This is a genomic window from Pseudomonas sp. YQ_6 (assembly GCF_043103245.1).
In the GTDB taxonomy this organism is placed as follows: domain Bacteria; phylum Pseudomonadota; class Gammaproteobacteria; order Pseudomonadales; family Pseudomonadaceae; genus Aquipseudomonas; species Aquipseudomonas alloputida.
The window spans coordinates 47,782-73,419 of record NZ_JBICJR010000073.1 but is presented as its reverse complement, the minus strand read 5'-3'; the positions used below and the strand labels follow the sequence as shown (position 1 = coordinate 73,419).

24 protein-coding genes and 1 riboswitch are annotated in these 25,638 nt (G+C 62.4%); of the genes, 8 read left to right on the top strand and 16 right to left on the bottom strand.

Annotated features, from left to right (window positions below; genetic code table 11):
- Window positions 1-2,088 (top strand): phosphate acetyltransferase, encoded by a 2,088-nt coding sequence (gene pta / locus ACF8FG_RS25625; RefSeq protein ID WP_014589695.1) that lies wholly within the window; start codon window positions 1-3, stop codon window positions 2,086-2,088.
- 78 nt (window positions 2,089-2,166) lie between these two features.
- Here pta and ACF8FG_RS25620 read toward each other — a convergent pair whose 3' ends face one another.
- The 10 genes from ACF8FG_RS25620 to ACF8FG_RS25575 all read right to left on the bottom strand — a co-directional run bounded on the left by ACF8FG_RS25620 (window position 2,167) and on the right by ACF8FG_RS25575 (window position 15,249).
- A complete protein-coding gene (locus ACF8FG_RS25620) occupies window positions 2,167-2,886 on the bottom strand; it encodes an OmpA family protein (RefSeq protein WP_003247328.1) in 720 nt (239 codons plus the stop codon).
- Window positions 2,887-2,995: 109 nt separating this feature from the next.
- Window positions 2,996-3,640, bottom strand: coding sequence for an MBL fold metallo-hydrolase (locus tag ACF8FG_RS25615; RefSeq protein WP_014589694.1), 645 nt, complete (start codon window positions 3,638-3,640; stop codon window positions 2,996-2,998).
- An 18-nt stretch (window positions 3,641-3,658) separates the two neighbouring features.
- A complete protein-coding gene (locus ACF8FG_RS25610; RefSeq protein ID WP_014589693.1) occupies window positions 3,659-4,006 on the bottom strand; it encodes a type II toxin-antitoxin system ChpB family toxin in 348 nt (115 codons plus the stop codon).
- Entirely contained in the window at window positions 4,003-4,281 is a 279-nt protein-coding gene (locus tag ACF8FG_RS25605; protein WP_019436943.1) for an AbrB/MazE/SpoVT family DNA-binding domain-containing protein, read from the bottom strand. Before ACF8FG_RS25605 ends, ACF8FG_RS25610 begins: the two co-directional genes overlap by 4 nt.
- A 169-nt stretch (window positions 4,282-4,450) precedes the next feature.
- Window positions 4,451-5,143 (bottom strand): sensor histidine kinase KdpD, encoded by a 693-nt coding sequence (locus tag ACF8FG_RS25600; protein WP_010952009.1) that lies wholly within the window; start codon window positions 5,141-5,143, stop codon window positions 4,451-4,453.
- Window positions 5,140-6,747: a tetratricopeptide repeat-containing response regulator gene (locus tag ACF8FG_RS25595; RefSeq protein WP_003247330.1), complete on the bottom strand. Its 1,608-nt coding sequence runs from the start codon at window positions 6,745-6,747 to the stop codon at window positions 5,140-5,142. The genes ACF8FG_RS25600 and ACF8FG_RS25595 overlap by 4 nt, the downstream gene beginning before the upstream one ends.
- Before the next feature lie 159 nt (window positions 6,748-6,906).
- On the bottom strand, window positions 6,907-9,624 hold the full coding sequence (locus ACF8FG_RS25590; protein ID WP_014589691.1) for a LuxR C-terminal-related transcriptional regulator: 2,718 nt from the start codon (window positions 9,622-9,624) through the stop codon (window positions 6,907-6,909).
- A gap of 334 nt (window positions 9,625-9,958) precedes the next feature.
- A complete protein-coding gene (locus ACF8FG_RS25585) occupies window positions 9,959-11,323 on the bottom strand; it encodes a DUF1329 domain-containing protein (protein ID WP_014589690.1) in 1,365 nt (454 codons plus the stop codon).
- Between the two features lie 25 nt (window positions 11,324-11,348).
- Complete coding sequence (locus ACF8FG_RS25580) at window positions 11,349-13,235, bottom strand: DUF1302 domain-containing protein (protein WP_014589689.1); 1,887 nt, start codon at window positions 13,233-13,235, stop codon at window positions 11,349-11,351.
- 331 nt (window positions 13,236-13,566) lie between these two features.
- Window positions 13,567-15,249: a fatty acid--CoA ligase gene (locus ACF8FG_RS25575; protein WP_014589688.1), complete on the bottom strand. Its 1,683-nt coding sequence runs from the start codon at window positions 15,247-15,249 to the stop codon at window positions 13,567-13,569.
- A gap of 282 nt (window positions 15,250-15,531) precedes the next feature.
- On the opposite strand from ACF8FG_RS25575, the gene ACF8FG_RS25570 reads away from it, so the two are divergent.
- From ACF8FG_RS25570 to ACF8FG_RS25560, 3 genes are all read left to right on the top strand, one after another.
- The gene (locus ACF8FG_RS25570) at window positions 15,532-16,497 is read left to right on the top strand and encodes a 2-hydroxyacid dehydrogenase (protein ID WP_014589687.1); all 966 of its coding nucleotides are present in this window, start codon (window positions 15,532-15,534) and stop codon (window positions 16,495-16,497) included.
- A 54-nt stretch (window positions 16,498-16,551) separates the two neighbouring features.
- A complete protein-coding gene (locus ACF8FG_RS25565) occupies window positions 16,552-17,550 on the top strand; it encodes a class I SAM-dependent methyltransferase (RefSeq protein WP_014589686.1) in 999 nt (332 codons plus the stop codon).
- A gap of 40 nt (window positions 17,551-17,590) precedes the next feature.
- Window positions 17,591-17,730: riboswitch (yybP-ykoY riboswitch) on the top strand.
- Window positions 17,731-17,818: 88 nt separating this feature from the next.
- Window positions 17,819-18,403 carry a TMEM165/GDT1 family protein gene (locus ACF8FG_RS25560; RefSeq protein ID WP_003247342.1) on the top strand — a complete coding sequence of 195 codons (585 nt, stop codon included), beginning with the start codon at window positions 17,819-17,821 and terminating at the stop codon, window positions 18,401-18,403.
- A 42-nt stretch (window positions 18,404-18,445) separates the two neighbouring features.
- Here the strand turns inward: ACF8FG_RS25560 and ACF8FG_RS25555 are convergent, their stop codons facing one another.
- From ACF8FG_RS25555 to ACF8FG_RS25540, 4 genes are all read right to left on the bottom strand, one after another.
- Complete coding sequence (locus ACF8FG_RS25555; protein WP_014589684.1) at window positions 18,446-19,264, bottom strand: M48 family metallopeptidase; 819 nt, start codon at window positions 19,262-19,264, stop codon at window positions 18,446-18,448.
- A 181-nt stretch (window positions 19,265-19,445) separates the two neighbouring features.
- Window positions 19,446-20,066 carry an SOS response-associated peptidase gene (locus tag ACF8FG_RS25550; RefSeq protein WP_010952000.1) on the bottom strand — a complete coding sequence of 207 codons (621 nt, stop codon included), beginning with the start codon at window positions 20,064-20,066 and terminating at the stop codon, window positions 19,446-19,448.
- Window positions 20,067-20,081: 15 nt separating this feature from the next.
- Window positions 20,082-20,342, bottom strand: a complete 261-nt coding sequence (locus tag ACF8FG_RS25545; RefSeq protein WP_014589683.1) for a putative signal transducing protein — start codon at window positions 20,340-20,342, stop codon at window positions 20,082-20,084.
- Window positions 20,342-20,527, bottom strand: coding sequence for a CPXCG motif-containing cysteine-rich protein (locus ACF8FG_RS25540; RefSeq protein ID WP_010951999.1), 186 nt, complete (start codon window positions 20,525-20,527; stop codon window positions 20,342-20,344). The genes ACF8FG_RS25545 and ACF8FG_RS25540 overlap by 1 nt, the downstream gene beginning before the upstream one ends.
- 122 nt (window positions 20,528-20,649) lie before the next feature.
- Between ACF8FG_RS25540 and ACF8FG_RS25535 the strand changes: the two genes are divergently transcribed.
- Window positions 20,650-21,819 carry a 1-acyl-sn-glycerol-3-phosphate acyltransferase gene (locus ACF8FG_RS25535; RefSeq protein WP_014589682.1) on the top strand — a complete coding sequence of 390 codons (1,170 nt, stop codon included), beginning with the start codon at window positions 20,650-20,652 and terminating at the stop codon, window positions 21,817-21,819.
- A 35-nt stretch (window positions 21,820-21,854) separates the two neighbouring features.
- Here the strand turns inward: ACF8FG_RS25535 and ACF8FG_RS25530 are convergent, their stop codons facing one another.
- The gene (locus ACF8FG_RS25530) at window positions 21,855-22,115 is read right to left on the bottom strand and encodes a hypothetical protein (protein ID WP_119714149.1); all 261 of its coding nucleotides are present in this window, start codon (window positions 22,113-22,115) and stop codon (window positions 21,855-21,857) included.
- Between the two features lie 160 nt (window positions 22,116-22,275).
- Here ACF8FG_RS25530 and ACF8FG_RS25525 point away from each other — a divergent pair, with 160 nt between their 5' ends.
- Window positions 22,276-22,482 carry a hypothetical protein gene (locus tag ACF8FG_RS25525; RefSeq protein ID WP_003247353.1) on the top strand — a complete coding sequence of 69 codons (207 nt, stop codon included), beginning with the start codon at window positions 22,276-22,278 and terminating at the stop codon, window positions 22,480-22,482.
- Between the two features lie 74 nt (window positions 22,483-22,556).
- Here ACF8FG_RS25525 and ACF8FG_RS25520 read toward each other — a convergent pair whose 3' ends face one another.
- Window positions 22,557-23,141, bottom strand: a complete 585-nt coding sequence (locus ACF8FG_RS25520; protein ID WP_010951995.1) for a YajG family lipoprotein — start codon at window positions 23,139-23,141, stop codon at window positions 22,557-22,559.
- A 145-nt stretch (window positions 23,142-23,286) separates the two neighbouring features.
- Between ACF8FG_RS25520 and ACF8FG_RS25515 the strand changes: the two genes are divergently transcribed.
- Both ACF8FG_RS25515 and mqo read left to right on the top strand, forming a co-directional pair.
- Window positions 23,287-23,520 carry a hypothetical protein gene (locus ACF8FG_RS25515; RefSeq protein WP_134697651.1) on the top strand — a complete coding sequence of 78 codons (234 nt, stop codon included), beginning with the start codon at window positions 23,287-23,289 and terminating at the stop codon, window positions 23,518-23,520.
- A gap of 601 nt (window positions 23,521-24,121) precedes the next feature.
- Window positions 24,122-25,630, top strand: a complete 1,509-nt coding sequence (mqo, locus tag ACF8FG_RS25510; RefSeq protein ID WP_010951993.1) for a malate dehydrogenase (quinone) — start codon at window positions 24,122-24,124, stop codon at window positions 25,628-25,630.
- Window positions 25,631-25,638 lie beyond the last annotated feature (8 nt).

Here is a 25,638-nt window from a genome sequence, read left to right as displayed (position 1 = left end):
ATGCAGACATTTTTCATTGCGCCGACCGACTTTGGTGTCGGCCTGACTTCGATCAGCCTGGGCCTGGTGCGCACCTTGGAGCGTGCCGGCCTGAAGGTCGGCTTCTTCAAGCCTATCGCCCAGCCCCACCCGGGTGACACCGGCCCCGAGCGCTCCACCGAACTGGTCGCCCGCACCCACGGCATCAAGCCACCGGTCCCACTGAGCCTGGCCCACGTCGAGCGCATGCTCGGCGATGGCCAGCTGGACGAGCTGCTCGAAGAAATCATCCGCCTCTACCAGCAAGCCTGCGTCGGCAATGACGTGGTTGTGGTCGAGGGAATGGTGCCCACGCGCCACGCCAGCTACGCGGCGCGGGTCAACCTGCACCTGGCCAAGAGCCTGGATGCCGAAGTAATCCTGGTATCGGCCCCGGAAAACGAAGTGCTCAGCGAGCTGTCTGGGCGGGTCGAACTGCAGGCCCAACTGTTTGGCGGCCCACGCGACCCGAAAGTGCTCGGGGTGATCCTCAACAAGGTGCGTACCGACGAGAGCATGGCGGACTTCGCCACCCGCCTGCGCGAGCACTCGCCATTGCTGCGCGGTAGTGACTTCCGCCTGCTTGGCTGCATCCCCTACCAGCCAGAGCTGAACGCCCCGCGGACCCGCGATGTGGCCGAGCTGCTCGGCGCCCAGGTGCTCAATGCCGGCGATTACGAGCAGCGGCGCATGAGCAAGATCATCATCTGTGCACGCACGGTGGCCAACACGGTCCCGCTACTGACCTCGGGCACCCTGGTGGTAACCCCGGGCGACCGCGACGACATCATCCTCGCTGTCAGCCTGGCAGCGATCAATGGCGTACCCCTGGCCGGCTTGCTGCTGACCAGCGACAGCAAGCCTGACGTGCGTATCCTCGGCCTGTGCCGCGGTGCCCTGCAGGCCGGCCTGCCGATCCTTTCGGTCAGCACCGGCTCGTACGACACCGCCAACCAGCTCAACTCGCTGAACCGCGAAATCCCGGTGGACGACCGCGAGCGTGCCGAGTTCATCACCGACTTCGTCGCCAGCCACCTCGACGCGGCCTGGCTGCACCAACGCTGCGGCACGCCACGCGAACTGCGCCTGTCGCCGGCAGTGTTCCGCTACCAGCTGATCCAGCGTGCGCAGCAGGCCAACAAGCGCATCGTCCTGCCAGAAGGCGCCGAGCCACTGCTGGTGCAGGCTGCAGCCATCTGCCAGGCCCGCGGCATCGCCCGCTGCGTGCTGCTGGCCAAACCCGAAGACGTCGACGCCGTGGCCCGTGCCCAGGGCATCACATTGCCGCCGGGGCTGGAGATTCTCGATCCCGAACTGATTCGCGGGCGCTACGTGGAACCCATGGTCGAGCTGCGCAAAAGCAAGAACCTCAACGCACCGATGGCCGAGCAGCAACTGGAAGACCCCGTGGTGATCGGCACCATGATGCTGGCCCTGGACGAAGTGGACGGCCTGGTCTCGGGCCTGGTGCACTCCACGGCCAACACCATCCGCCCGGCCCTGCAGCTGATCAAGACCGCACCCGGCTCGAGCCTGGTCTCATCGGTGTTCTTCATGCTGTTCCCCGAGCAGGTGCTGGTGTACGGCGACTGCGTGATGAACCCGCACCCAAGCGCTGCCGAGCTGGCGGAGATTGCCCAACAGAGTGCTGCCTCGGCGCAGGCCTTCGGCATCGCGCCACGGGTGGCGATGATCAGTTATTCAAGCGATTCGGCCAGCGATGAAGAAGTCGAGAAAGTGCGCGAAGCGACACGCCTGGCACAGGACGCGGCGCAGGAGCTACTGATCGATGGGCCGTTGCAGTATGACGCAGCGGCCAACCCGGCGATCGCCCGAGAGCTGGCGCCGGCTAGCCCGGTGGCCGGGCGGGCCACGGTGTTCGTGTTCCCCGACCTGAATACCGGCAATACCACGCACAAGGCGGTGCAGCGCAGTGCCGACGGGGTCAGCCTGGGGCCGATGCTGCAGGGTTTGCGCAAGCCGGTGAACGACTTGCCTCGAGGGGCGCAGGTTGACGATATCGTGCATACCATTGCCCTGACGGCGATTCAGGCCAGCGTGGCGCGCTAAAAGCAGAGGCTTCTTTGCAGGCGTGAGGGAGCGGGACTGCCCGCTCCCTCAGAGCCGCAAAGCGGCCCTGAAATTCAATCAGGGATACTGCTGAACCTGACCTTGCTGCTCATACTGCTGACCCGGAATCGGCTTCAGGTTCACTTCCACACGGCGGTTCTGCGCACGACCATTGGCGTCAGCGTTGCTGGCGATCGGCTGGTCCGGGCCCATGCCACGTACAGAGATACGCGAGGCATCCACACCCTGCGAAGTCAGGTAGGTGCTGACCGCCTGCGCACGGCGCTGGGACAGGTCCATGTTGTGCTGGCGGCTGCCCGTGCTGTCGGTAAAGCCAACCACTTCGATGGTGTTCTGGTTGAACTGCTTGAACGAGCCAGCCAGGTTGTTCAGCGGCGAGTAGAAGCTTGGGGCGATGTTGGCAGAGTCGGTGGCGAAGGTGATGTTGCCCGGCATGATCAGCTTGATCTGGTCACCCTGACGCTGCACTTCCACACCCGTGTTGGCCATCTGTGCGCGCAGCTCGGCTTCCTGCTTGTCGGCGTAGTAGCCGTAACCTGCAGCGGCAGCACCCACTGCTGCGGCACCGATCAGGGCCCCCTTGCCACGGTTGTTGTGGTCGATGGCGGCACCCGCGATGGCACCGGCCAGCGCGCCCAAACCGCCATACTTGGCAGTCTTGCTCATCCCTGTGGAGCCCTGCGCCTGACCCTGGTTGTCGTAGGGGTTCTGGCCGGCACAGCCGGTCATCAGTGCAGCGGCGGTTGCGACGATAATCAGACGACGCATGGTGAACATGGACAAGCTCCTACTGAAATTCATAAATGCGGCAGATCCCAAGGGGTTCTATGCCAGCCTTGGATCGCATCGGCAACGAAAAATTCCATGAAAGTGCCTTCATGTGCCATCAGGCACGCACGAATGGGTTTTCACGCATCTCGTCGCCCAAACGGGTGTCGGGCCCGTGGCCGGTTACCACGATGGCCTCTTCGTCCAGCCGGTACAGCCGCTCCTTGATGGAACGCACGATTGCCCGCTGGTCGCCACCCCACAAATCGGTGCGGCCAATCCCACGGCGGAACAGGGTGTCACCGGCAATCAACAACTTGGCGTCGGCGAACCAGAAGCTCATCGAGCCCGGGGTATGGCCTGGCGTATGCAACGCCACACCGCAGCCGCAGGCCAGTTCTTCGTCATCGCCCAGCCAGCGGTCCGGTGCCGGTACCGGGGTGTAAGGTACGCCGAACATCTGACACTGCATCTCAAGGTTGTCCCACAACACCTGGTCGTCCTTGTGCAGGTGCAGCGTGGCACCCGTCAGCTCCTTGAGCTTGCCTGACGCGAGGAAGTGGTCGAAGTGCGCATGGGTGTGGATGATGCTCACCAGCGTCAGGCCGTGGACCTGCAGGCGAGCAAGGATCTTGTCCACATCACCACCCGGGTCCACGACAATGGCTTTCTTGGTCAGGGGGTCGCCGATCAGCGTGCAGTTGCACTGCAAGGGGCCGACGGGGAAGGTTTCGCGGATGAGAGCTGACGATGGGATATGCATTGTGAATACCGGAACCGGTTAATCGAATAGGGTTTGCACACGCGCCAGTGCATCCAGGATGACAACTTCAGGCACCGACTCAATGCGCTTGGCAAATCGTGCTTCAAGGTCGACTGTGCGCACCTGGTTGCAAAGCATCACCCCCTGAGTCTGCGTGCCCGCACCGCTGAGCGTGACAGCGAAACCCGCATGCCTCGCGAAATCCTCACCTTGAGTGATCGGGATGATTACAGCCAGGCCTGAAGCATTGAACGCAGCCGGAGTAAGTACCAGTGCAGGTCGGCCGGAGCCCTGCTGTTCCCGCCCGACTGTTGGGTCCAGGTTGACGCGAACAATATCACCCCTGGCGAATTTCAACCGTTTCACACTTCACGTCCCACTGGACGCATGGCATTCCAGTCGGCCATGTCCTCTGGCTCCGGTGCACTCAGGTCACACTGGGCCATCAGTTCCTCAAGGGTGTACTTGGGTTTCGACCTGACCGGTTTGAGCACCATTGTCTCACCCGTTGTGTCAAGGCTCAGGGTGGAGCCGACACCGAGGCGCATCTGCTTGAGTACTGCGGCGGGCAAGCGGATCGCGGCGCTGTTGCCCCACTGTTGAATCTTGATCTGCATGAGTATCTCCCAAGGTAGATACATAGTAGAAACCCTCCAAATGATTGCAAGCGAAATGTAGAAACGTCGTATCTACACTGTCATCTGCCCTGACCGGACAAAAGCCCTGCAACCTCAAGATGGAAATGCCCTACATCACCTTGGGAAGCCACCCTCCAACTGCAAAAATTTCAAACGTAGATTCAGCCGGGCCTCAAGGTAAAAACAACCTGAACAACCCCCCCCCAAGCGCCCCGCCGTTGGAGATCTCGATCCGCCCGCGCACCCCGCCGCTTTCATGCAACGCGGCGATCCGCGCCGCAAAATACAACCCAAGGCCGGTACTGCCACTGGTCGAGTCGATGCCCTGGATGTAGTCCTCCTGGCGCTCGAGCATGTGCTTTGGATAACCCGGGCCGTCATCGTTGACGCAAATGGCCAACTGGTTGTCGGCCTCTTCGATGGTGATCAGCAAGGCGTGCCCGGCAAAGCGGGTGGCGTTGGTGATGACGTTGGCGATCACCGAGGCCACCAGTTCGCGGTCGAAGAAACCCAGCGGGTTGTCGGTGTCGATGCGCCAGGTGGCGAGAATGTCGTTGTGCTTGAGTACTTCCTCGTGCGCCGCCAGTTGGGCTTCGATGAAATCATCCAGCTCATGGTAGTCCGGGCATACCGGCAACTGGTTCACACCCAGTTTGTACAAGCCCAGCAACTGCACCAGCATGCCGTTGAGGTGACGAAATTCATGCTCCATGATCCCCTGTTCGGCACCGCCGCGCAGTTCCTCGGGCAAGCGCTCCACCCACTGGCTGTGGGACTGGATCAGCGCCGACAACGAACTTTTGAGGTCGTGCACGGTGGAGGCGATCACCGTGGAAAAATCCAGCCCCTGATTGTCTTGATTCATGCGCCGAACACTCGGATGTGCAGTTTGCGGTAACGGTCATAGCGATTGTCGCTGGCAGGGATACCGGCCACGCTGGTCAAGGCGTCGCGGCACTCCTGCATGATCGCAGGCTGAGGGTTGTCACCGCCGATGCGCAGCAGCGCCTGGGCGGTGTTGAGGGCGATGCTGATGTTCTTCGGCTGTAAACCCAATGCCTTTCGGAACAGTTGCAACGCCTCGCCAAGCTGCCCTCCCTGGTAACTGCGCACCCCCTGCCGATTGAGGGTGACCGCTTCGGTAATGGCGTTGAGCACGCTGGGGTCATCCGTCAGCTTGCCCACTTTCTCCATGACCTTGGGGTCATCGCCATAACTTTCCACACAGTTCTTCAGCACGCCGATGGCGGCGGCTTCCTGCCCCATCGCCTGCAATTGCGCAGCGACCGTCAGGGCCGAATCGACAGAGAAGAACTGGTTCATCTTGTCCAGACGCTGAATCGCCTGTTCTGTCAGCTTGCCGGCCGTTTCCGGGTCGCCGGCCTGCTGCAGGCTGGCAGCCTTCATCATCCGCGCACGCACCTGCAGGCCTTGGTCCTCGGGGTTTTCCTTGGCCACTTCGCTGAGCGTGGTGTTGATCTCGACCCGGGTACGGGCGTCCAGGCCGAAGCCTGCATTCTTGCTCATCAACGCCTGCACCAGGCCAAGGTTGTTTTCGGCATCTTTGTAGCGCGAGCTCTGCCCCTGGTTCACCGCATGACGGAACGCCTTCGATGCGCTCTCGAAGTCTTCGTTCTCCAGCGCCAGCTTGCCCAGCGTCGACTGCCGACGCACCGACAAAGGCGACAGGCGCACGGCTTCTTCAAGCAAGTTCTGCGCGCGCCGGGTATCCCCCTGAGCCACCAGCACCTCGGCCATGCCATCGTAAAGGCCTGGCATGATCGGGAACGCCTTGAGCGCCTGCTCGTATACTCCCTGGGCCTGGGCATTCTGACCACGCTTGTGCATCAATGCGCCCAATGCGGCATATACCCACGGCTGCGGACGGCTGGCCAGGATGGCCTTGAGGAATTTTTCCAGTTCCTCGAAACGGTTGAGGTTGCGCAGGGCATCGGCCCGGTAGCGCAAGCACAAGGGTGCCAGGCGCGGATCCTTCTTGCACAGCTCGGCGCAGGCCGCCAGTACTTCGGCCGGACGGTTGCGGTCCAGCGCCTGCAGGATCGGCTTTAGCAACGTCTTGCGCTGGAACAGTTTCTCGACGCGCTGGGCAAGGCCAACCCGGTTGAACGGTTTGGTCAGGTAGGCATCGGGCTCGTGCTCGATGGCGCTAAGGACAATCGCCTGACTGCTCTCGGCAGTGACCATGATGAACACGCACTCATGGCTGATGTGCTTGTCGATGATCAGGTCTTCAAGCACCTGCTGCCCGTTCTTCTTGCCATCACCCAGATGGAAGTCCTGCAGGATGAAGTCATAGCGCTTCTGCGCGCACATGCGCAGCGCCTGCTCGCCGCTGTCAGCGGTGTCCACGTCGCGCACGCCCAACTCGCGCAGCATGGAACGGGTCGACGTACGAAAGTCGGTAAAGTCGTCGACGATCAGAAAGCTCTTTTGCCCGTACTGCAGCATCAACACGACCTGCCTTGGAATGATTGAAAAATCGCGCGAGGCGATGCCACCGATAGCTGTATCGGCAGCTGGTCGGGAAAGATGAGGGTAGAGCATTGTCGGCCAGAAATTATGGCGCCAGGCCATCACTTTAACGAGCAATGACTTACAGGGCCAGTATCACGCCAGCAACCCCAGGAATTTGGCCTTGGCCACCGCCTGGGTGCGCCGCTCCACGCCCAACTTGCTGTTGATATGGCTGGCGTGGGTCTTCACCGTGTGCAGGGAAATGAACAGCCGCTCGCTGATCTGTTGATTGGAACAGCCTTGGGCAATCAGTTCGAGCACAGCCATTTCGCGGCCACTCAGCGCTTCGCCGTTGCCCGTACTGGCGACTGGCACTGGCGGCAGGTGCTTGAGCAGTTCAGCCTGAACCGGGCAAGCGGCACCTGCCTGCAGTTGTTCATGAAGCCATTGCGGGTGTTTTTCCAGCAGGGGCTGCATCGGCTGCATCACGCCGCCATGCGCCGCTTCCAGCAAGCTTGGCAGCAACTGCGCGGCCTGCCCTTCCTTGCCTTCGTCCAACAGCAGGGAAAGCCATTGGCTCAGGGCGCTGACGGTGAGCATCATGCCGCCATTGGCCTGGCCGCGCTTTACCAGGCATGCCAGGCGTTGCACGGCATCGTCGCTACGCAACTGGATGCGATCGAGCGATGCCTGCTGCAACGCAATGTGCAATGGCAGCAGCGGATGGAACTCCGGTGCCGCCGCCGGCTGCTCGCCGCCATAGGTCTGGCCCAGGCGCTGCAGCCAGGACTCCGCCAGGTCGGTACGCCCCTGGGCCAGCCACAGTTCGCATTTGACCAGGGTAATCATGGCCAGGTAGTAGACCGGGGGCACATCCCAGATGTGCATCAAGCGCTCGGCCTCGGCCAGTTCGGCAAAGGCCTCGGCAAAGTGGCCTTCCCGGCCATCGAGCGTGGCAATCACGCAATGGCCGATGAGCACACTGATGTCCCGGCACGCTCGCGCCTCGCCCAGCCCTGCGCGCAAACGCGCGCGGCCCTGAGCTGGCTGCAGACGCGAGACCAGCAGGTAACCTTCGTAAAGCGTCAGCCGCGCACGCACGGCATACAGCCGCTGCGCCGAAAGCCCTTGCAGACGTTGCAGCCCCTGGCGCACTTCGTCCAGCGCGCGCAGCACCTCGCCACGGGCATGCAGCACCCGCGCCCGGTCGTAATGCGCCAGCGCCTCGAACAAGGGGTTACCGACCCGCTGGGCCAGCTCCAGGGCCTCGCGGTTCCAGCCTCGGGCCCGCCAGAAGTCGCCATCGGCAATGGCCAGGTTGGACAGCGTCGACAAACACACCAGCCGCTGGCCATAGCGCTTGCTCGGCAGGCTCTGCAGCGCTTCGCCGCAATAGGCCAGGGTGCGCTCGCGGTCGCCACGGCCACGGGCAATGACCCCACTGAGAGCCAGCCATTGGGCCAGCATCGACTTTTGCGCGGTCGCCGAAGGCGCGGGCAGAAAGCGACTGAGGTAGCCAGCCAGTTCCTCGGCAGCATCCAGCTGGCAAGCCAGCCCCAACGCCCAGCTGTACAGCACGATCAGCCGCGGCGTACTGATCAACAGACTGTCGGGCAGGTCCATCTTCCAGCGCAGCAACATGCCGACATTCTGCTCGGCCAGCAGTTGCTCCTCGGACAGACTTTGCACCAGGTCGGCGGCAACATCGAGGTGGCCGGCACGCAAAGCCTGCTCCACCGCCTCGTCCAGCAGGTCTTGAGCTTCAAACCAGCGGCAGGCCCGCAAATGCAGAGCGACCTGAGATTCGCTCGCCTGGCGGCTGCGCAGCAGGTCGGAGAACAAATGGTGATAGCGGAACCAGTGGCCATGCTCGTCCAGCGGCACAAGGAACACCTGATGCGCCTGCAGGAAGCTCAGGACGGCGGCACTGTCGTGGCGGCCACGCATCGCATCGCAAAGCGGAGCGCAGAATCGCTCCTGGCAGGCGGTTTCGTCCAAGAAGGCCTGCACGTCCGCAGGTAGCCTGTCGATGACTTCTTCAAGCAGGTAGTCGCGGATCAGGCCCTCGCCACCATGCAGCGCCTGGGGCAAGGCTTGCTCGTCAGCGCTGTCGCTGGCCGCCAACTGCCAGAAACGCAAGCCGGCCACCCAGCCGTCGCTGCGCTGGATCAGGTTGTCCAGTGCCTGGCCGCGCAGGCCGGTAGGCTGGCGACCGATCACCGCCAGCGACTCATCCGCGGTGAGGCGCAGGTCCTGTTCGTTAAGCTCGACCAACTGCCGGGACAGGCGCAGGCGCGCCAGGTGCCAGTCTGGCCGCTGGCGGCTGGTCACCAGCAATACCAGACCGGGTGGCAGATGATTGAGGAAGAACTGCAGGCAACGGTCGAGCACCGGCCCCTGGGCCAGGTGATAGTCGTCAAGCACCAGCAGCAGCGGCGTATCAGCTTGCAGGTACAGCGCCAGCTCGTCGAGCAGGCCGTCAAGCCACTCTTCAAAGGCAAACGGCTGGTGGCGCTGTCGCATTTTCAGCAGGCCCATGGCCTGGCCGCCCAGTGCCGGGCAGTATTGCTGCAGGCCTTCAAGCAAGCGCTCAAGGAAGCGGCCAGGGTCGGCGTCCCGCTGGCTCAGGCCAAGCCACAGGCTGCGCCAGTGCTCGGGCAGTGTTTCGCAAAACTCGATGGCCAGGGAGCTTTTGCCGAAACCCGCCGGCGCATTGACCAGCAGCAGCCGCCCGCCCAAACCGGCTTCCAGCCGCTGGCACAAACGCAGGCGCGGCACATGGCCGTCCGGCAGCGGCGGCCGGAAGAAACGCCCGTCCCGCAGGCCAAGGGCCTGACTTGCGAATCCATGGGTGCGGGACAGATCTGTCATGGCCGGCTCGTTCTGGTTGGAAGACAACGGCGGTATGGATGTTTGCGAGACTAGCCGTTAACGCTGCGCATTTGAAGATGATGGGCGCAATAGGCATGGAAAAGACTGCGACAAAAAGCAACATGGCTGATGGACAGGGGCTGGGGCGGGGGTTTGGGGAGGTATTCAGGAGGTTTATTGCCTTGTCCGGCCTCTTCGCGAGTGAACCCGCTCCTACAGAGCTGCGCGGAACCTGTAGGAGCGGGTTCACCCGCGAAGAGGCCGCCTCAGGAAATAGAAACGCCCCGGCGAGCCGGGGCGTTCTGGGAATCACACGGCGTTCAGTGATTTCAGCTTAGCGAATACCCGACTGACGCAGCGCCGCTGGCTGGAAATCGGCCTTGCTGGCACTGAAGCCGAAGTCGTAGGCACGTTTCTCTTCGTTCTTCATCCCAAGGGCCAGGTACCGACCGGACTGCAGGTCGTAGATGGCTTCCAGGGTGTACCAAGGCACTTCCATGTTGTAATAAGGCTGAGCATGGGCCTCGGACACGCGCCACAGTTGGCCGCGGCCGTCGTACTGGTCGATCACTGCGGCCTGCCAGGTGTCTTCGTCGATGTAGAAATCACGCTTGGCGTAGATGTGCCGCTGGCCTGGCTTCAGGGTTGCAACCACGTGCCAGACGCGGCGCAGCTCGTAACGGGACAGGTCCTGGTTGATGTGCCCGGCCTTGATGATGTCGGCGTACTTCAGCTTGGGGTCATCCAGCTTGAAGGCGTTGGAGGCGATGTACAGTTCCTTCTTGCCTTCCAGCTTCCAGTCGTAGCGGTCTGGCGCACCGTTGAACATGTCCAGGTTGTCCGACGTACGCAGGCCGTCGGCGGCGGTACCTGGGCCGTCGTACGACACTTGCGGTGCCTGGCGCACACGGCGTTGGCCGGCGTTGTAGATCCACGCCTTGCGCGGCTCCTTCACCTGGTCGAGGGTTTCGTGCACCAGCAGCACGGTCCCGGCCAGGCGCGCTGGCGCGGTCACTTCCTGCTTGAAGTAGAACAGGATGTTGCCTGGGTTGTTCGGGTCGTAGTCCTTCATCTTGTCGCGGAAGACGAACTGGTCGGAGAAGTATACGGGGTTGAACGAGCCATTCTGCTGCGGCGTGGCCTGGGTCACCAGGCGGCTGACACTGCCGCCGCGGTAGCGGGTGATGTGGTTCCAGATCACCTCAAGGCCGCTTTTCGGGATAGGGAACGGCACCGCCGTGCGGAAGTTGCTCAGGCCGTTGCCGCCTTCCACCAGGGTGGTTTTGGTGGCGTTTTCCTTGATGGCAGCAAACACATCGGCCGGGACGGTTGCGCCGCGATGGGTCTTGAACACCGGGATCTTGTAGGTGTTCGGGTAGCGTTTGAACATGGCCAATTGGCCGGGCGAGAGCTTGTCCTTGTACTGGTCGGCATTCTGCGCCGTGATGGTGAACAGCGGTTTTTCACTGCCGTACGGGTCGGACAGGAAGCCCTTGCCGTCGACGCTGCCTGCGGTCTTCGAAAGCGGCTCCCACGGGCCGATGGAGCCGTCGGCGTTGCCGGCCTTCTCGGCACCCATCGGGGTCAGGGTGCTGCCCAGCTTGGCCGCCTCATCGGCGGATACCGCAGCCATGACGCTGGTCGCCAGCAGGGACAGGCCCAGTACACCGGCTTGCAGCAGACTTCTGGTCTTGTTCATGTCGTGTCGTCCTGGATCTGTATGCTTAGAAGTTCACGCCGAAGCTGAGGGCGACGAAGTCGCGGTCATCCACGGTGCTGTACTTGCCGTCGAAGAAGTTGGTATACGACAGGCTCGCCGTATAGGTGTTCTGGTACTCGGCGTCCAGGCCCAGGCTGACAGCCTTGCGGCCTTCCTCGAAGTTGGCGCCAGGGCCAGGCGAATAGCCGGACACATCATGCGACCAGGCCACGCTCGGCTTCAGGTTGATACCCGCGAAAACGTCGTTGTAGTCCCAGATGACACGGCCGCGGTAACCCCAGGAAGTGCTGGTGGTGTAGCCGTCGTTCTCGCATTTACGGTTCAGGTTGGTGGTGGATGCCCCCGCACCAGCGCCAGCGATGGTGCTGCCGTTGAGCGCCTGGCAGGTATCGGCGCCACCGGTGGATGGCAACGGACCTGGGCCGAACACCGGGTCGCGACCGTAGCGGGTATCGTGGGCATTCTCCAGGCCGCCGACATGGGTAACACCCACTTCACCGACTACAGTCATCCGGCTGGCACCCATCACCTGGTCGAAGAAATGGGTCAGGGTGGTCTGGAACTGGGTGATCTCCTTACGGCGATACCCATGCAGGTCTTGCCCCGGAGTACCGGTCAGCAACGATGCGTTGCTCAACGCGCCGCCAATGGGACGGACACCGGCGAACAGGATATCCGTGGTATTGAGCTGCACTGGCGCATTGGGGCGGTAGCTGACTTCGCCGCTCCAGGCGGTGCCAGTGGGTAACGTGGTGGAGAAACTCAAGCCATAAAGGCGGATGTCCTCGGGGTATTCCACAAAGTACTCGGAATTACCCGCCACGATCAGAGGCGCCAATGCACGCAGCTGCGCAGGCAGGGCACTCAGCCCGGCGAACACGGACGGCGGGGCCCCTGTGGCACTGAAGATGGGTGCACGGCTATGGTAATTCATGAAGTAGGCGCCGAACTCCGTGTCCAACGGCTCGAACATATAGCGCATGGCCACACCGAACTGGCCGCTGTCACGCGCATCGCGGTCGGCACCACGGCGCACCATCACACCCTCTTCGTTGATGTTCACGCCCCGCGTGGCAAGGAACTGCTGCGCAGCGCCCGGCACCGTGCGGCTGCTATTGAGCACGCGCAAGTTGTCGGTACAGCCGTCGGCAATGATGTCCGGCTGGGAGAAGAAGGTGCCGCAGTTGTCGACGACCGTCTGGTCCCATTCGAGCTGGTAGAAGGCCTCGGCCGACAGGTTGTCGGTCAGGCTCTGCGAGATGTAGAACATGTTGACCGGAATCAGGCCTTCCTTGATCTCGGCCCCGGGACGGCGGAACGCAGACACGTCGATGGGGTTGATCGAGTTGATGCCGCCGCCGATGAAGGTACTTTCGCCCCAGCTCACTACCTGCTTGCCAAAACGCACCGAGCCAGGCTGATCGCCGATGGAGTAGTTGTGGTAGACAAAGGCGTCGAGCAGCTCGGCGCCGGACGACTTGGCGCCTTCCTTGCGGTTGGAGTCGCTGATGTCCTTGAACTCGCGGTTTTCGTCCTTCAGTTCGAAGTCGTACCAGTACTTGCCGCGCACGAACACACCGGTGTCGCCGTACTTGAGCTCCAGGTCATGAATGCCCTTGAAGATCTTGGAGAAGGTTTCGCCCTTCTTGAAGTTCAGGTGGCCATCGTCGGATGTCTGTGACAGGCCCTTGCCGCCGTTGTTCACCCCTATCAGGTTCTTGTTGGGGTTGGCCGTCGACCAGCTGGCGCCGATGGAGAGCGACGAGTCGAACTGGCCTTCGATTTCACCAATGTTGAAACTGACAGCGAAAGCAGGACTTGCGAGCGTGGAAGCAAGGCTGACGGCCAAGGGCAGCTTGGCCCGGCGCCAGAACAGGTTTGCAGATTTCATCGACGCTACTCCATGTACTTTTTTGTTATGGCAGTGAGTCCTTTCAAGAACGGCCCGAGCGACCGGATTGCAGGCTTGCACCTGCGGCGACACAGCTTGCGCATGTCGCCCTCCCCCATTCCTGAAAATCCCCTGGCCCCGACTATAGCCAGCAGGCACAGGCGCTTGATCCCTCTAAAGTGTGATTTGCGCTCCATGCCACCAACTCGCTGCAGTTTTGCTTCGGTTGCGGGCTGGTAGTGCTCAAGGATGGCGCATTTCTGTCGTTTGGCAAGGCGGCGGGCTCTCTAGCATGCGGGTCAGGCTCTGACGTGCGCGACCCGCACAATGGTTACAACGTGGAAAGGAACGCGCTGTTGCTGGCCTGCCACTGGACGATGTCCTGGCGGATGCGTTTCTTGTCGAGCTTGCCGACACTGGTCTTGGGAATTTCAGTAACAACGGCGATCTGGCTAGGAATCGCCCACTTGTTGATATGACCTTGCTCGACGAATGGCTTGAGGTGTTCCTTCAGCGCCTTGGCGTCGATATCGTGGCCGTCACGTACCACCAGCAGGGCAAACGGGCGCTCACCCCACTGCGGGTCGGCCACCCCCACCACCGCCACTTCGCGCACAGCCGGGTGGCGGCTGATCAGGTCTTCCAGGTCGAGCGAGGAAACCCACTCGCCACCGGTCTTGATCACATCCTTGATGCGGTCGCGGATGTCGATGTAGCCCATGCCGTCGAGGGTGGCGACGTCACCGGTGTGCAGCCAGCCGCCCTGCCACAGCTCCTCGCTCTTCTCCGGTTCCTTGAAGTAGCCCATGGTCAGCCACGGCGCACGCAGTACCAGCTCGCCCTGGGTTTCACCATCAGCGGGCAGGAAGTTGCCTTCGCCGTCGACGATGGCTGCTTCGACCAACGGCACCGGCACACCGGCCTTGATACGGTAAGTGACGCGCTCATCCTCGCTGCCGACCTGCAGTTCATCGTTCAGGTGTGCCGCGGAGATAAGCGGGCAGGTTTCCGACATGCCATACGCGGCGGTCAGCTGGATGCCGCGCGCCAGGGCGGCCTGGTACAGCGAACGGTTGAGCGAGCTGCCGCCGATGATGATCTTCCAGCCGCCGAAGTCCTGCCCCTGGGCGTTCGGGCAGTTGAGCAGCATCTGCAGGATGGTCGGTACGCAGTGGGAGAAGGTGACCTTCTCTTCACGCCAAAGCTTGACCAGCATGTCCGGCTCGTAGCGCCCCGGGTACACCTGCTTCATGCCGAGCATGGTGGCAGCGTAGGGGATGCCCCAGGCATGTACGTGAAACATCGGGGTGATGGGCATGTACACGTCGTTGCTGCCCAGCAGGCGCACGCTGTCGATACTGCCGGTGACCGAGGCCTCGGCCAGGGTGTGCAGCACCAGCTGGCGGTGACTGAAATACACGCCCTTGGGGTTACCGGTGGTGCCAGTGGTGTAGAAGGTAGTGGCCACCGAGTTCTCGTCGAAATCCGGGAAGTCGTAGCGCGGGCTGGCAGCAGCCAGCAGCTGCTCATACTCGCCGACCAGACCGGGCAGTTCGGCAGTCTTGTCCGGGCCATCGGTCAGCAGCAGGGTCTTGTCGACAGTGGTCAGCTGCCCGGCGATGGCCTGGTACAGGCCGACGAAGTCGCTGTTGACCAGCACCACGCGGTCTTCGGCATGGTTCATGGTGTAGAGGATCTGCTCGGGCGACAGGCGCACGTTGATGGTGTGCACTACAGCGCCGATCATCGGGATGGCAAACATGCATTCCAGGTAGCGATGGCTGTCCCAGTCCATCACCGCCACGGTGTCACCGGCCTTGACCCCGGCCTCCGTCAGCACATTGGCCAGGCGGGCAATGCGCTCGTTGAGCTGTGGATACGTCAGCCGCATCTGGTCGCGGTAGACGATTTCCCGGGTCTTTTCATAGCGGCTGCCGGACATCAGCAGGCGCTTGATCAGCAATGGATAGGCATAGGCGCCCTCGGCGGGCTTGATGATGCGTGTCTGCAACATGGGGATCCCTTTTCTGAAAAGCGGGCCGGACAAGTCTGGGTTTACTGTAGTTCGCCAATGTGACGGCCAAATCAGCCGAAGGAATGATTTGCGCGGCAAAGGTATGAGTGGCGGGCGTTGACGGGCAGCAAGGTTGAGCTAGACACTGCGGCGGCGGCTTCAGGTTTGCGCCGAAGCCGAGGGCCTCTTCGCCGGCAAGCCCGCTCCTGCAAGGTTTGTGGGGGCGAGCATGCCCGCAAATGGCCAAAACGCCCTTATCCCTCCCTGCCACCGGAGATCTTCATGCCCAGCCCGCGTCGCGCCGTGTTTCTCGATCACCAGTCCCTGGACCTTGGCGACCTCGACCTTTCGCCCCTGAAGCAGCAGTTCGACCAGTTCGAACTGTTCGCCACCACCCGCCCGGAACAGGTCGCGGAACGCTTGCAGGGCGCCGTGGCAGTGGTCAGCAACAAGGTCATGCTCGACGCCGCAGCCCTGGCCGCCAACCCGCAATTGAAGCTGATCCTGGTGGCCGCCACCGGCACCAACAATGTCGACCTGGCCGCCGCCCGCGCCCAGGGCATCACCGTGTGCAACTGCCAGGGCTACGGCACGCCGTCTGTCGCCCAGCATACCCTGGCCCTGCTGTTGGCCCTGGCCACTCGGCTGTGCGACTACAACCAGGCGGTGGCCGATGGCCAGTGGGCCAAGGCCAGCCAGTTCTGCCTGCTGGACTTTCCTATCGTCGAACTGGAGGGCAAAACCCTCGGCCTGCTCGGCCACGGCGAACTGGGCGGCGCAGTGGCGAGGCTGGCCGAAGCCTTCGGTATGCGTGTACTGAGCGGGCAGATCCCTGGCCGCCCGGAGCGCGCCGATCGGCTGCCGCTGGACGAGCTGCTGCCGCAAGTCGATGCACTGACCCTGCACTGCCCGCTGAACGAGCACACCCGGCATATGCTCGGTGCCCGCGAACTGGCCCTGCTCAAGCCCAACGCGCTGGTGGTCAACACCGCCCGTGGCGGCCTGATCGACGAACAGGCGTTGGCCGATGCCCTGCGCGGGGGTCACTTGGGCGGCGCGGCCACCGACGTGCTGAGCGTGGAGCCGCCGGTCAACGGCAACCCGCTGCTGGAGCCCGGCATCCCGCGCCTGATCATCACCCCGCACAGCGCCTGGGGTGCCGTGGAGTCGCGCCAGCGCATCGTCGGCCAGCTCAGCGAGAACGCCCAGGCCTTCTTCGCCGGGCAGCCACGCCGCGTGGTCAGCTGAGCCAGGCGCCCGCCTCTGCTACACTGCGCCACTTTTTTCCAGGAGACGTCGTCCATGGACCCGCGCAGTGAAGTATTGCTCCGTCAGGCAGAGCTGTTTCAGGGGCCGCTGCTGATCGCCGGCGCCCCCGCCGACGACCTGCTCGGCCAGTTGCCTCAGGCCCAGGCCTGGACCTGGCATGCCGGCGATCAGGCCATGCTCGAAAGCCGCTTCGCAGGCCGCAGCCATTACGGCGTCGAGGCTCCTGAAGCAGCATTCGACAGCGCCGTGCTGTTCCTGCCCAAATCCCGCGATCTGGCCGCCTATCTGCTCAACGCCCTGGCATCGCGCCTGGCTGGCCGCGAGCTGTACCTGGTCGGCGAGAAGCGCGGCGGCATCGAGGGCGCGGCCAAGCAGCTGCAGGCCTTTGGCAAGCCACGCAAACTCGATAGCGCCCGGCACTGCCAGCTGTGGCAAGTGACCATCGACCAGGCACCGCAGGCAAAACCGCTGGAAAGCCTGGCCGAGCGCTTCGAGCTGGCCCTCGAAGACGGCCCGTTGCAGGTGGTCAGCCTGCCCGGGGTATTCAGCCATGGCCGACTCGACCGAGGTACCGCCCTGCTCCTGAAGCATCTTGACGGCCTGCCCGGTGGCCACATGCTGGACTTTGGCTGCGGTGCCGGGGTGCTGGGTGCCACGCTCAAACGCCGTTACCCACAAAGCCGGGTAACCTTGCTGGACGTGGATGCCTTCGCCGTGGCAGCCAGCCGCCTGACGCTGGCTGCCAACGGCCTGGAAGGCGAAGTGATCAGCGGCGATGGCATCGACGCCGCCCCTACCGAACTGAGCCTTATCCTGAGCAACCCGCCATTCCACACCGGCGTTCATACCAACTATCAGGCTTCAGAAAACTTGCTGAAAAAATCGGCCGTTCATCTTCGAAAAGGTGGCGAAATGCGCTTGGTCGCCAACAGTTTCCTGCGCTACCAGCCACTGATCGAAGGGGCGTTGGGCAACTGCCAGGTACGTGACGAGGCCGACGGTTTCCGCATCTACCAGGCAACTCGCGGATAAAAAACAGCGCTTGCCGAAAACGTTTTGCCTAGGCAGAATCCGCACCGTCCTAGGGGAGTAGTCTCCCGCGAGCACCCAGCTCGCCCGGTACGCGTCAACATACTTGGTCCACAGACCATGGCGCGTGCGACCCACCATGCACGCCTGCATGGCGAGATCCGCATAGACGGATCGAGGGTTTGACAAGACCTATGACACGCACACCTTACCCGGGGCGGGGAGGCTGTACGTGTCATAGCCGTGTCGACCCGCCCCCGTAGGAATCCTGATGCTGGAATCACTGCTGGTCCCCACCGCTATCGTTGCCCTGGCCGAGATCGGCGACAAGACGCAACTGCTCGCACTCATTCTCGCTGCTCGCTTCCGCAAACCCTGGCCGATCATCGCCGGCATCATCGCCGCCACCCTGGCCAACCATGCCGCAGCCGGTGCCGTGGGGGCGTGGGTCGGCAGCTTCTTCAGCGATTCGGCACTGCACTGGATCCTGGCCGCGAGCTTTACCGCCACCGCACTGTGGACCCTGGTACCGGACAAGATGGATGACGACGAGAACCCGGCTCGCCGTTTCGGGCCATTCCTGACAACACTGATTGCGTTCTTCCTGGCCGAAATCGGTGACAAGACCCAGGTCGCCACCGTGATGCTGGCTGCGCAGTATCCACACCTGATCATGGTCATTATCGGCACTACCCTGGGTATGCTGATTGCCAACGTGCCGGTGGTACTGGCGGGTAACTTCGCGGCTGACAAACTGCCGTTGACGTTGATTCGCCGCCTGGCGGCTACGGCGTTCTTCGTGCTGGCGATCGTGGCCGTCTATTCGGCAATGAAGGCCAGTGGCTGGATTGGGTAAAGGGAAAACCGGGGCTGCCATGCAGCCCCAGGATTCAGGCATTTACTGCTTGGCGGCAGCCTGATAAAGCGGCATCACCTTCGGAATCGCCGCCTGCAGCGAAGCAATACGGCTCGCGGACGCCGGGTGAGTACTCATGAACTCAGGCGGTGCACCTTCGGAAGCCTTGCTCATCTTGTTCCACAGGGTGATCGCGGCATTCGGGTCGTAGCCGGCACGGGCCGACAGCTCCAGGCCAATCAGGTCGGCCTCGTTTTCGTTGGCCCGGCTGTTGGGCAAGGTCATGGCGTAGTTCACCACCGTGTCGGCCATGGCCATGCTGCTCTGGCCGAGGCCAAAGATGGCACCGGCACCCTGGCGAGCCATTTCCACACCGTATGCCTTGGACATGGCCTCGCGACTATGCTCGCGCAAAGCGTGGGCAATTTCGTGCCCAACCACTGCGGCAATTTCCGCATCGGTGAGCTTGAGCTGATCGATCAGCCCGGTGTAGACGATGATCTTGCCGCCCGGGCCGCAGTTGGCGTTCAGTTCGTCACTCTTGATCACGTTGACTTGCCAGTCCCACTGCGCGGCATCCGGGCGGAATTTGGGTGCCTGGGCGATCAGGCGGTTGGCAATGGCCTGCACACGCTTGGCATCGGCGCTGGACTTGTCGAGCACACCCTTGCTCGACGCTTCACCCAGGGTCTGCTGATACGACTGCGCGTACATCTGGTTGACCTCATCGGTCGAGAGCATGCTGAACATGTACTGCTGGCGCTCGACGCCAACAGCACCGCCGCTGGTGGTATTCACCGCCTGGCAGCCGGCCAGCAGGATGCCAGCACTCAGCAGGCTGATGACAAAAGACTTACGCATGAAAACACTCCCTATCCACATGCGCCGTATCCTAGGCCGAGTCGCCAATGGCTGCCATAGCCGCAGGGAAGATTTTCGTCGCCTGTACCGGCCTCTTCGCGCGCAAGCCCGCTCCTACAGGGGCAACACGATCGTGGGTAGGAGCGGGCTTGCCCGCGAAAGGGCCGGTACAGGCACCCCATCAAGCCGGGGTAAGACACTCCGGCGCATCCAGCTTCGGGTCATTGACGAAATTGGCCAAGGCCCGCTCACGCAACGTCGCAGGTGGGCTGGCCAGCAGCTCGTGCAAGCGGGTAATCGGCGTGTCCGGGTCAAGCCAGGCCGCCTGCCCCGCTTCGTCGAGGATGAGCGGCCGACGCTGATTCATGGCCGCCTGAGTCACCACCGCGCAACTCAGCCAAACCTGGTCCTGCACCGGGTAGGCCTCCCACACCGCCGCAAAGTACAGCGACGCGCCCTCCCCCGGGGTCAACCAGAACGGGCGTTTGCGCACGCTGCCACGCCATTCGTAAAAGCCGTTGGCCGGCATCAGGCAGCGGCGCTGACGAAATGCATCGCGAAACATCGGCTGTTCGGCCAGCGTTTCGGCGCGGGCATGGGCAGGGGTGCGGGACAGGTCGGTGAGCCAGGCCGGGGTCAACCCCCAGCGCGCCTTGGCCAGTTGCTGCTGGCCATCAAGCTGACGCTGGATCAGCACCGACGCCCCAGGCGATATATTCCATTGGGCCGGCTGGCCGACGGGAAAGCCCGGCAGACTGGCAAGGGCCTGGGGCCAGCGAAACAGGGCATAACGTCCACACATGGGCGAATTCAGAACCTAGCAGATCAAGGTACCGGGGACATTCTCCGGTTCGTCGCCAACCAGTGGCTGGGCATCATTGTACGCATCGATCAGCAGCCGTGCGCATTCGGCCTGCTCATCAGCCGCGACGAGCCCCAGCAGGCCCTGCAAGGGCAGCTCGCCGGCGGCACCGAGCAGGTCGCGGCCTACCACGTGTACATCGATCCCCTCACTGGCAAGCATGCCCACCAGCATTTGCGCCTCGAGCAGGCTTTCCGGTTCGTAGATGCGCTGCATCAGGTGTCGTCCTCGCGGCGGACTTCAAGCATCCATTCGTCACCATGCACCTGCAGAATGCACACCACAGGCTGGCAGCACACCTGGCAATCCTCGGTATAAACCTGGTCGCCCGCAGACAGATCGACGGTAGTTTCCACACGTTCGCCACAATAAGGGCAATCATAGAAGTCGGTTTCCAGCATCGCGGCCTCCGCAGTGACTTATGCGTATAATTGCCGGTCTGTTTACAGGGTCTGTGTGCGTCCGAGCCGTTTTTCGGAGCCCGTCCCTACCTTATTACCCTAGCCGTTTCCAACAAGAGAGCATGATGGGCGAATTCGATGCCATCCGACCGTACGACGACGCTGAGGTCCCTGCCGTTCTGGCACGCCTGCTCAGCGACCCGGCATTCCTCGATATCCTCACTCACTTCCGCTTTCCGCGTGCGGCCGGTGCTCTCGGCTGGTTGCTCAAGCCCTTGATCGCACGCCGCCTGCGCAAGGAATTCGCCGGCGTTACCTGTGTCTCGACCCTGCAGGACAAAGTCGAGTACTACGTCGACCAGACCATCGATCGCGCCACCGACGGCGTCACCTACTCGGGTGTGGAACAGCTCAAGGCCGGCACCGCCTACCTGTTCCTGGCCAACCACCGTGATATCGTCATGGACCCGGCCTTCGTCAACTATGCCGTGTACCACGCCGGCCTGCCCACGCCGCGCATCGCCATTGGCGACAACTTGCTGCAAAAGCCCTTTGTCAGCGACATGATGCGCCTGAACAAAAGCTTCATCGTGCACCGTTCGATCAGCGGGCGGCGCGAAAAACTGGCTGCTTACCAACTGCTGTCGGCTTACATCAACCACTCGATCCGCAACGATGCCACCTCGATCTGGATCGCCCAGGCCGAAGGTCGGGCCAAGGACGGTGACGACCGTACCGACTCGGCGATCCTCAAAATGTTCCACATGAGCCGCAAGGACGAACCGTTCGGTGCAGTGATCCAGAGCCTGAACCTGACCCCGGTGTCGATCAGCTACGAATACGACCCGTGCGACCAGGCCAAGGCCCGCGAGCTGTACATCCGCGCCACAACCGGCACCTACAAGAAGGCGCCGGGCGAAGATGACAACAGCATTGCCAAAGGCATTACCGGCTACAAGGGCCGAGTCCACATCAACTTCGCGCCGCCGGTAACCGAGTACCACGAAGACACAAAACAGCTGGCGGCAGAGATCGACCGGCAGATTCTGGGGGGCTACCGACTGTTCCCGGTGCATTACCTGGCGTATGCGATGTGGGAGGGCAAGGACGAAGCCCTGCAGGTGCCAAGCGCCGAGAAGGTGTTCCCGGCGGATGAGCTGGCCAAGGCCAAGGAAGAATGGCAACGGCGTCTGGATGCCTGCCCGCAAGAGCAGCGGCCATACCTGGTGTTGCAGTATGCGACGCCAGTGCGCAACCAGTATCAGGTCAGGCAGCAGGCACCTGTAGCCTGATCAGGTTTGGGGCTGCGTTGCAGCCCCGATGGTGCTCAGACCCAGGTGCTGAACCAGGACAGCAGCAGCGCCATCGCCAGGCACGAAAAGCCCAGGATGTAGAAGTATTTCGGCACCCGAAGTTCGAAAGCGTCCACTACCCCCTCGTCTACGGCCATGTACTCGCGGGTTTCGGCCTCGCGCCGCCGCGCACTGTGCAGCAGCAAACCGCCCGGGCAGGTCAGCAGCAGCGCCAGCAGGTTGATCAGCTTGGTGGGATGGGCGGCCAGGAACCCCCAGAGCACTTGCAAGGACATCACGCAACCTCGGTGTGAGCAGTGGCAAAGGCCAGCATTCTACCCAAGTCGCACCGTGGCGCCCGGCCTTGGCGACAAACTGTCATTAAATTTCATCTGTCATCCGCTCGTCATCCATACAGGCGACCCTGTCGACCTTTTGATGACCCGGAGCTTTTTCATGTTGCACGCCGAAAACCAGGACCGCCTCTACCTCGTTGCCCAGAGCGATGAACAACAGGCGCTGATCGATGGTTTTGCCATCAATGTGCAGGACCGCCAGTGGCTGGTCTACTGTGCGCTTGGCGGACATGTGCATGAGGACTTGCCTGAAGTGGATGCCGGCACCGGGTTCAGCTTGCTGGATTTCCACATAGAAGCTGCATAAATCTGTGCCGGCCAGACAACAAAAAACCCGCTGCCTGTCACTCTGGCAGCGGGTTTTCTTGCACAACCTGAAGCTTACTGACCCAGCACCTGCCCAATGCTCGGGTCCTTGAACAGGCGGGTCAGGGCATCGCTCAGCACATCACCCACCAGCTGGGTGTTGGTGTCCTGATTCGGCGCCATGCCGAAACGCTGGTCCAGCGAAGCGCCATAACGGCCGCTGTAACGGCGGCCGCCATTGGTCACATCAGCGCGGAAGGTGGCGCCGATGGTGGCCTCGGTCACGTAAAGGTTGTCTTTCGGCGACTGGTACTTCAGCTCGGCCAGGGTCACGGTCAGCTGCGGTGCATTGCCGGCGTTCGGGGTCGGGGTGAAGCCGAGCAGGCGCACAGCAGCTTCAGCCTGAGCCTGCAGCTTGGGCACCACGTCATTACCGCTGACGCTGATGGTGCTGGTCTCGGGGTACATGCCACCGCGGGTACCCAGGGACTGCGAAGGCCGGCCATCAACTACCCGGACCACCACCGGCTGGCCATGACCGACCGGGGCCAGCTGGGCTTTGAGCGTGGGTTGCGGGTTGAGTTGTTGCGGACTGTGGGCACAACCGACCAGGCTAAGGCTGGCCACGGCGATCAAACCGAACAACAGACGTTGCAACATGCGCGTTTCTCCAGAAAATGCGGCAAAGGCCCACAGTATACCTAGCCAGGCACAGACCAGTCATCGGCCCGGCCCGCTTGTCACAATCGTTTCATCGCCACACCCTTATCCTTGCGCCAAGCCCTAACGCAAAGGACTCGCCGCCATGACCTCGCTCTGGACTCAGCTCTTCCAACGGCCGCGCTACAACGCTTATGCCCGCCTTGACGCTGATGGCAAATGCCTGGCGTTCAAGCAATGCAGCCAGTCACCCAGCGGCATCGACTGGGTGCAGATCAGCGAAATTCAGCTGGCCTGGCTGGGGCGCGAGCTGCCCATCGAAGCCCGGGTTTGCGCCCGCGCAAACCGCCGTTGGCACCAGCGCCTCCTCGCTGCCTGACAAACGCTGCAATAAAAACCACGAATGGCGACATTTCTGCCCGCGACATCGCTATAATCTCCCCCCGATTATAAGGACGTCTCCTGATCGGGCCCCGCATTCGCCGATTGACCCCGGCAACTTCACCGCTTCGCCCACAGAGAGCCTTCCACTCAGGTCTTGCATCGGCTGTCGTGCCTGCTTTTTCCGGCCCTTCACACTGCATGAACCTGCGGGTTGCCATCGCGCAGTCCCCTTTTGAGGTTCACGTCTCCAAAAGAGCGTGAAAAAACGGTTTTCACAACTTCACAAGAGTGTGGCGAGCAAATGAACAGTCTGGCATGTGCAAAAGCGGCAGATGTGTCCCGAACAGCCCTGAACAGGCGGCAGATGCGCTCATCCCGTATGAGTGTCTGAACCGTTCCATAACGCACGCACGACACCTTGACCATAAGTCGAATTGCCGCACCTGTGGCAAACGGCGTTCAATACACGAACCCGAAGACTGATTGGCGGTGTCCGCGGAAGTTGCAAGAACTGCGAAAAGTCGGACATGGCGACCCTGGCAAACCCAGGTCCTATGCTGTCAATTAGGTAGCTGTAGATTGTGGAGACGCGTTAAATGGCGCAGAACGAATCGGTTGATGTGGTACTGGTAGGCGCGGGCATCATGAGTGCCACCCTGGCCGTACTGCTCAAGGAGCTTGACCCGACCCTGAAGCTTGAGGTCGTCGAGGCGATGGACTCCGGGGCCGCGGAAAGCTCCAACCCCTGGAACAACGCAGGCACCGGCCACGCCGGCCTGTGCGAGCTGAACTACACGCCGCAGGCCGCCGATGGCAGCATCGACATCAAGAAGGCCGTGCACATCAACACCCAGTTCGAGGTTTCGCGCCAGTTCTGGGCCTACCTGACCAAGAAGGGCAACTTCGGCTCGGCGCGTGCCTTCATCAACCCTGTCCCGCACCTGAGTTACGTCGAGGGTGACAAGGGTGTTTCCTTCCTCAAGAAGCGCTTCGAGCTGCTCAAGCAGCACCACGCCTTCGCCGAGATGGAATACACCGAAGACAAGGCCGTGATGAACGACTGGATGCCGCTGATGATGCCTGGCCGCCCGGCCGACCAGCACATCGCCGCTACCCGCGTGGCCAAAGGCACCGACGTCAACTTCGGCGCACTGACCAACAAGCTGCTCAAGCTGCTGGGCGACTCGCCGGACGCGCAGGTCAAGTACAGCAAGAAGGTGGTCGGCCTGCGCCGTAACGGCAGCGGCTGGACCGTGAGCATCAAGGACGTCAACAGCGGCGGTAGCCGTGAAGTCGACGCCCGCTTCGTCTTCCTCGGCGCCGGCGGCGCGGCCCTGCCGCTGCTGCAGTTGTCCGGCATCCCGGAAAGCAAAGGCTTCGGCGGCTTCCCTGTCAGCGGCCAGTGGCTACGTTGCGACAACCCGGAGATCGTCAAGCAGCACCAGGCCAAGGTCTACAGCCAGGCCGCTGTCGGCGCCCCGCCGATGTCGGTGCCGCACCTGGACACCCGCGTCGTGGACGGCAAGACTTCGCTGCTGTTCGGCCCGTATGCCGGTTTCACTACCAAGTTCCTCAAGCACGGCTCGCTGATGGACCTGCCGCTGTCGGTGCGCATGGGCAACATCGGCCCGATGCTGGCCGTGGCCCGCGACAACATGGACCTGACCAAGTACCTGGTCAGCGAAGTGATGCAGTCGATGGAGCAGCGCCTGGAAGCCCTGCGTCGTTTCTATCCGCAGGCCAAGGCCGAGGACTGGCGCCTGGAAGTGGCGGGTCAGCGCGTGCAGATCATCAAGAAAGACCCGAAAAAAGGCGGCGTGCTGCAGTTCGGTACCGAGCTGGTCTCGGCCCAGGACGGCAGCCTGGCAGCACTGCTCGGCGCATCGCCAGGTGCCTCGGTAACCGTATCGATCATGCTGGAACTGATCGAGCGCTGCTTCCCCGAGCAGGCCAAGGGCGCCTGGGCTGCCAAGCTCAAGGAAATCTTCCCGGCTCGCGAGAAGACCCTGGCAACCGATGCTGCGCTGTACCACAAGATCAGTGCCGATAACGACGCGGCGCTGGATCTGGCAGAGAGCAGCCCGGCGGCCAAGCATTACGCCTGAACCGCCCG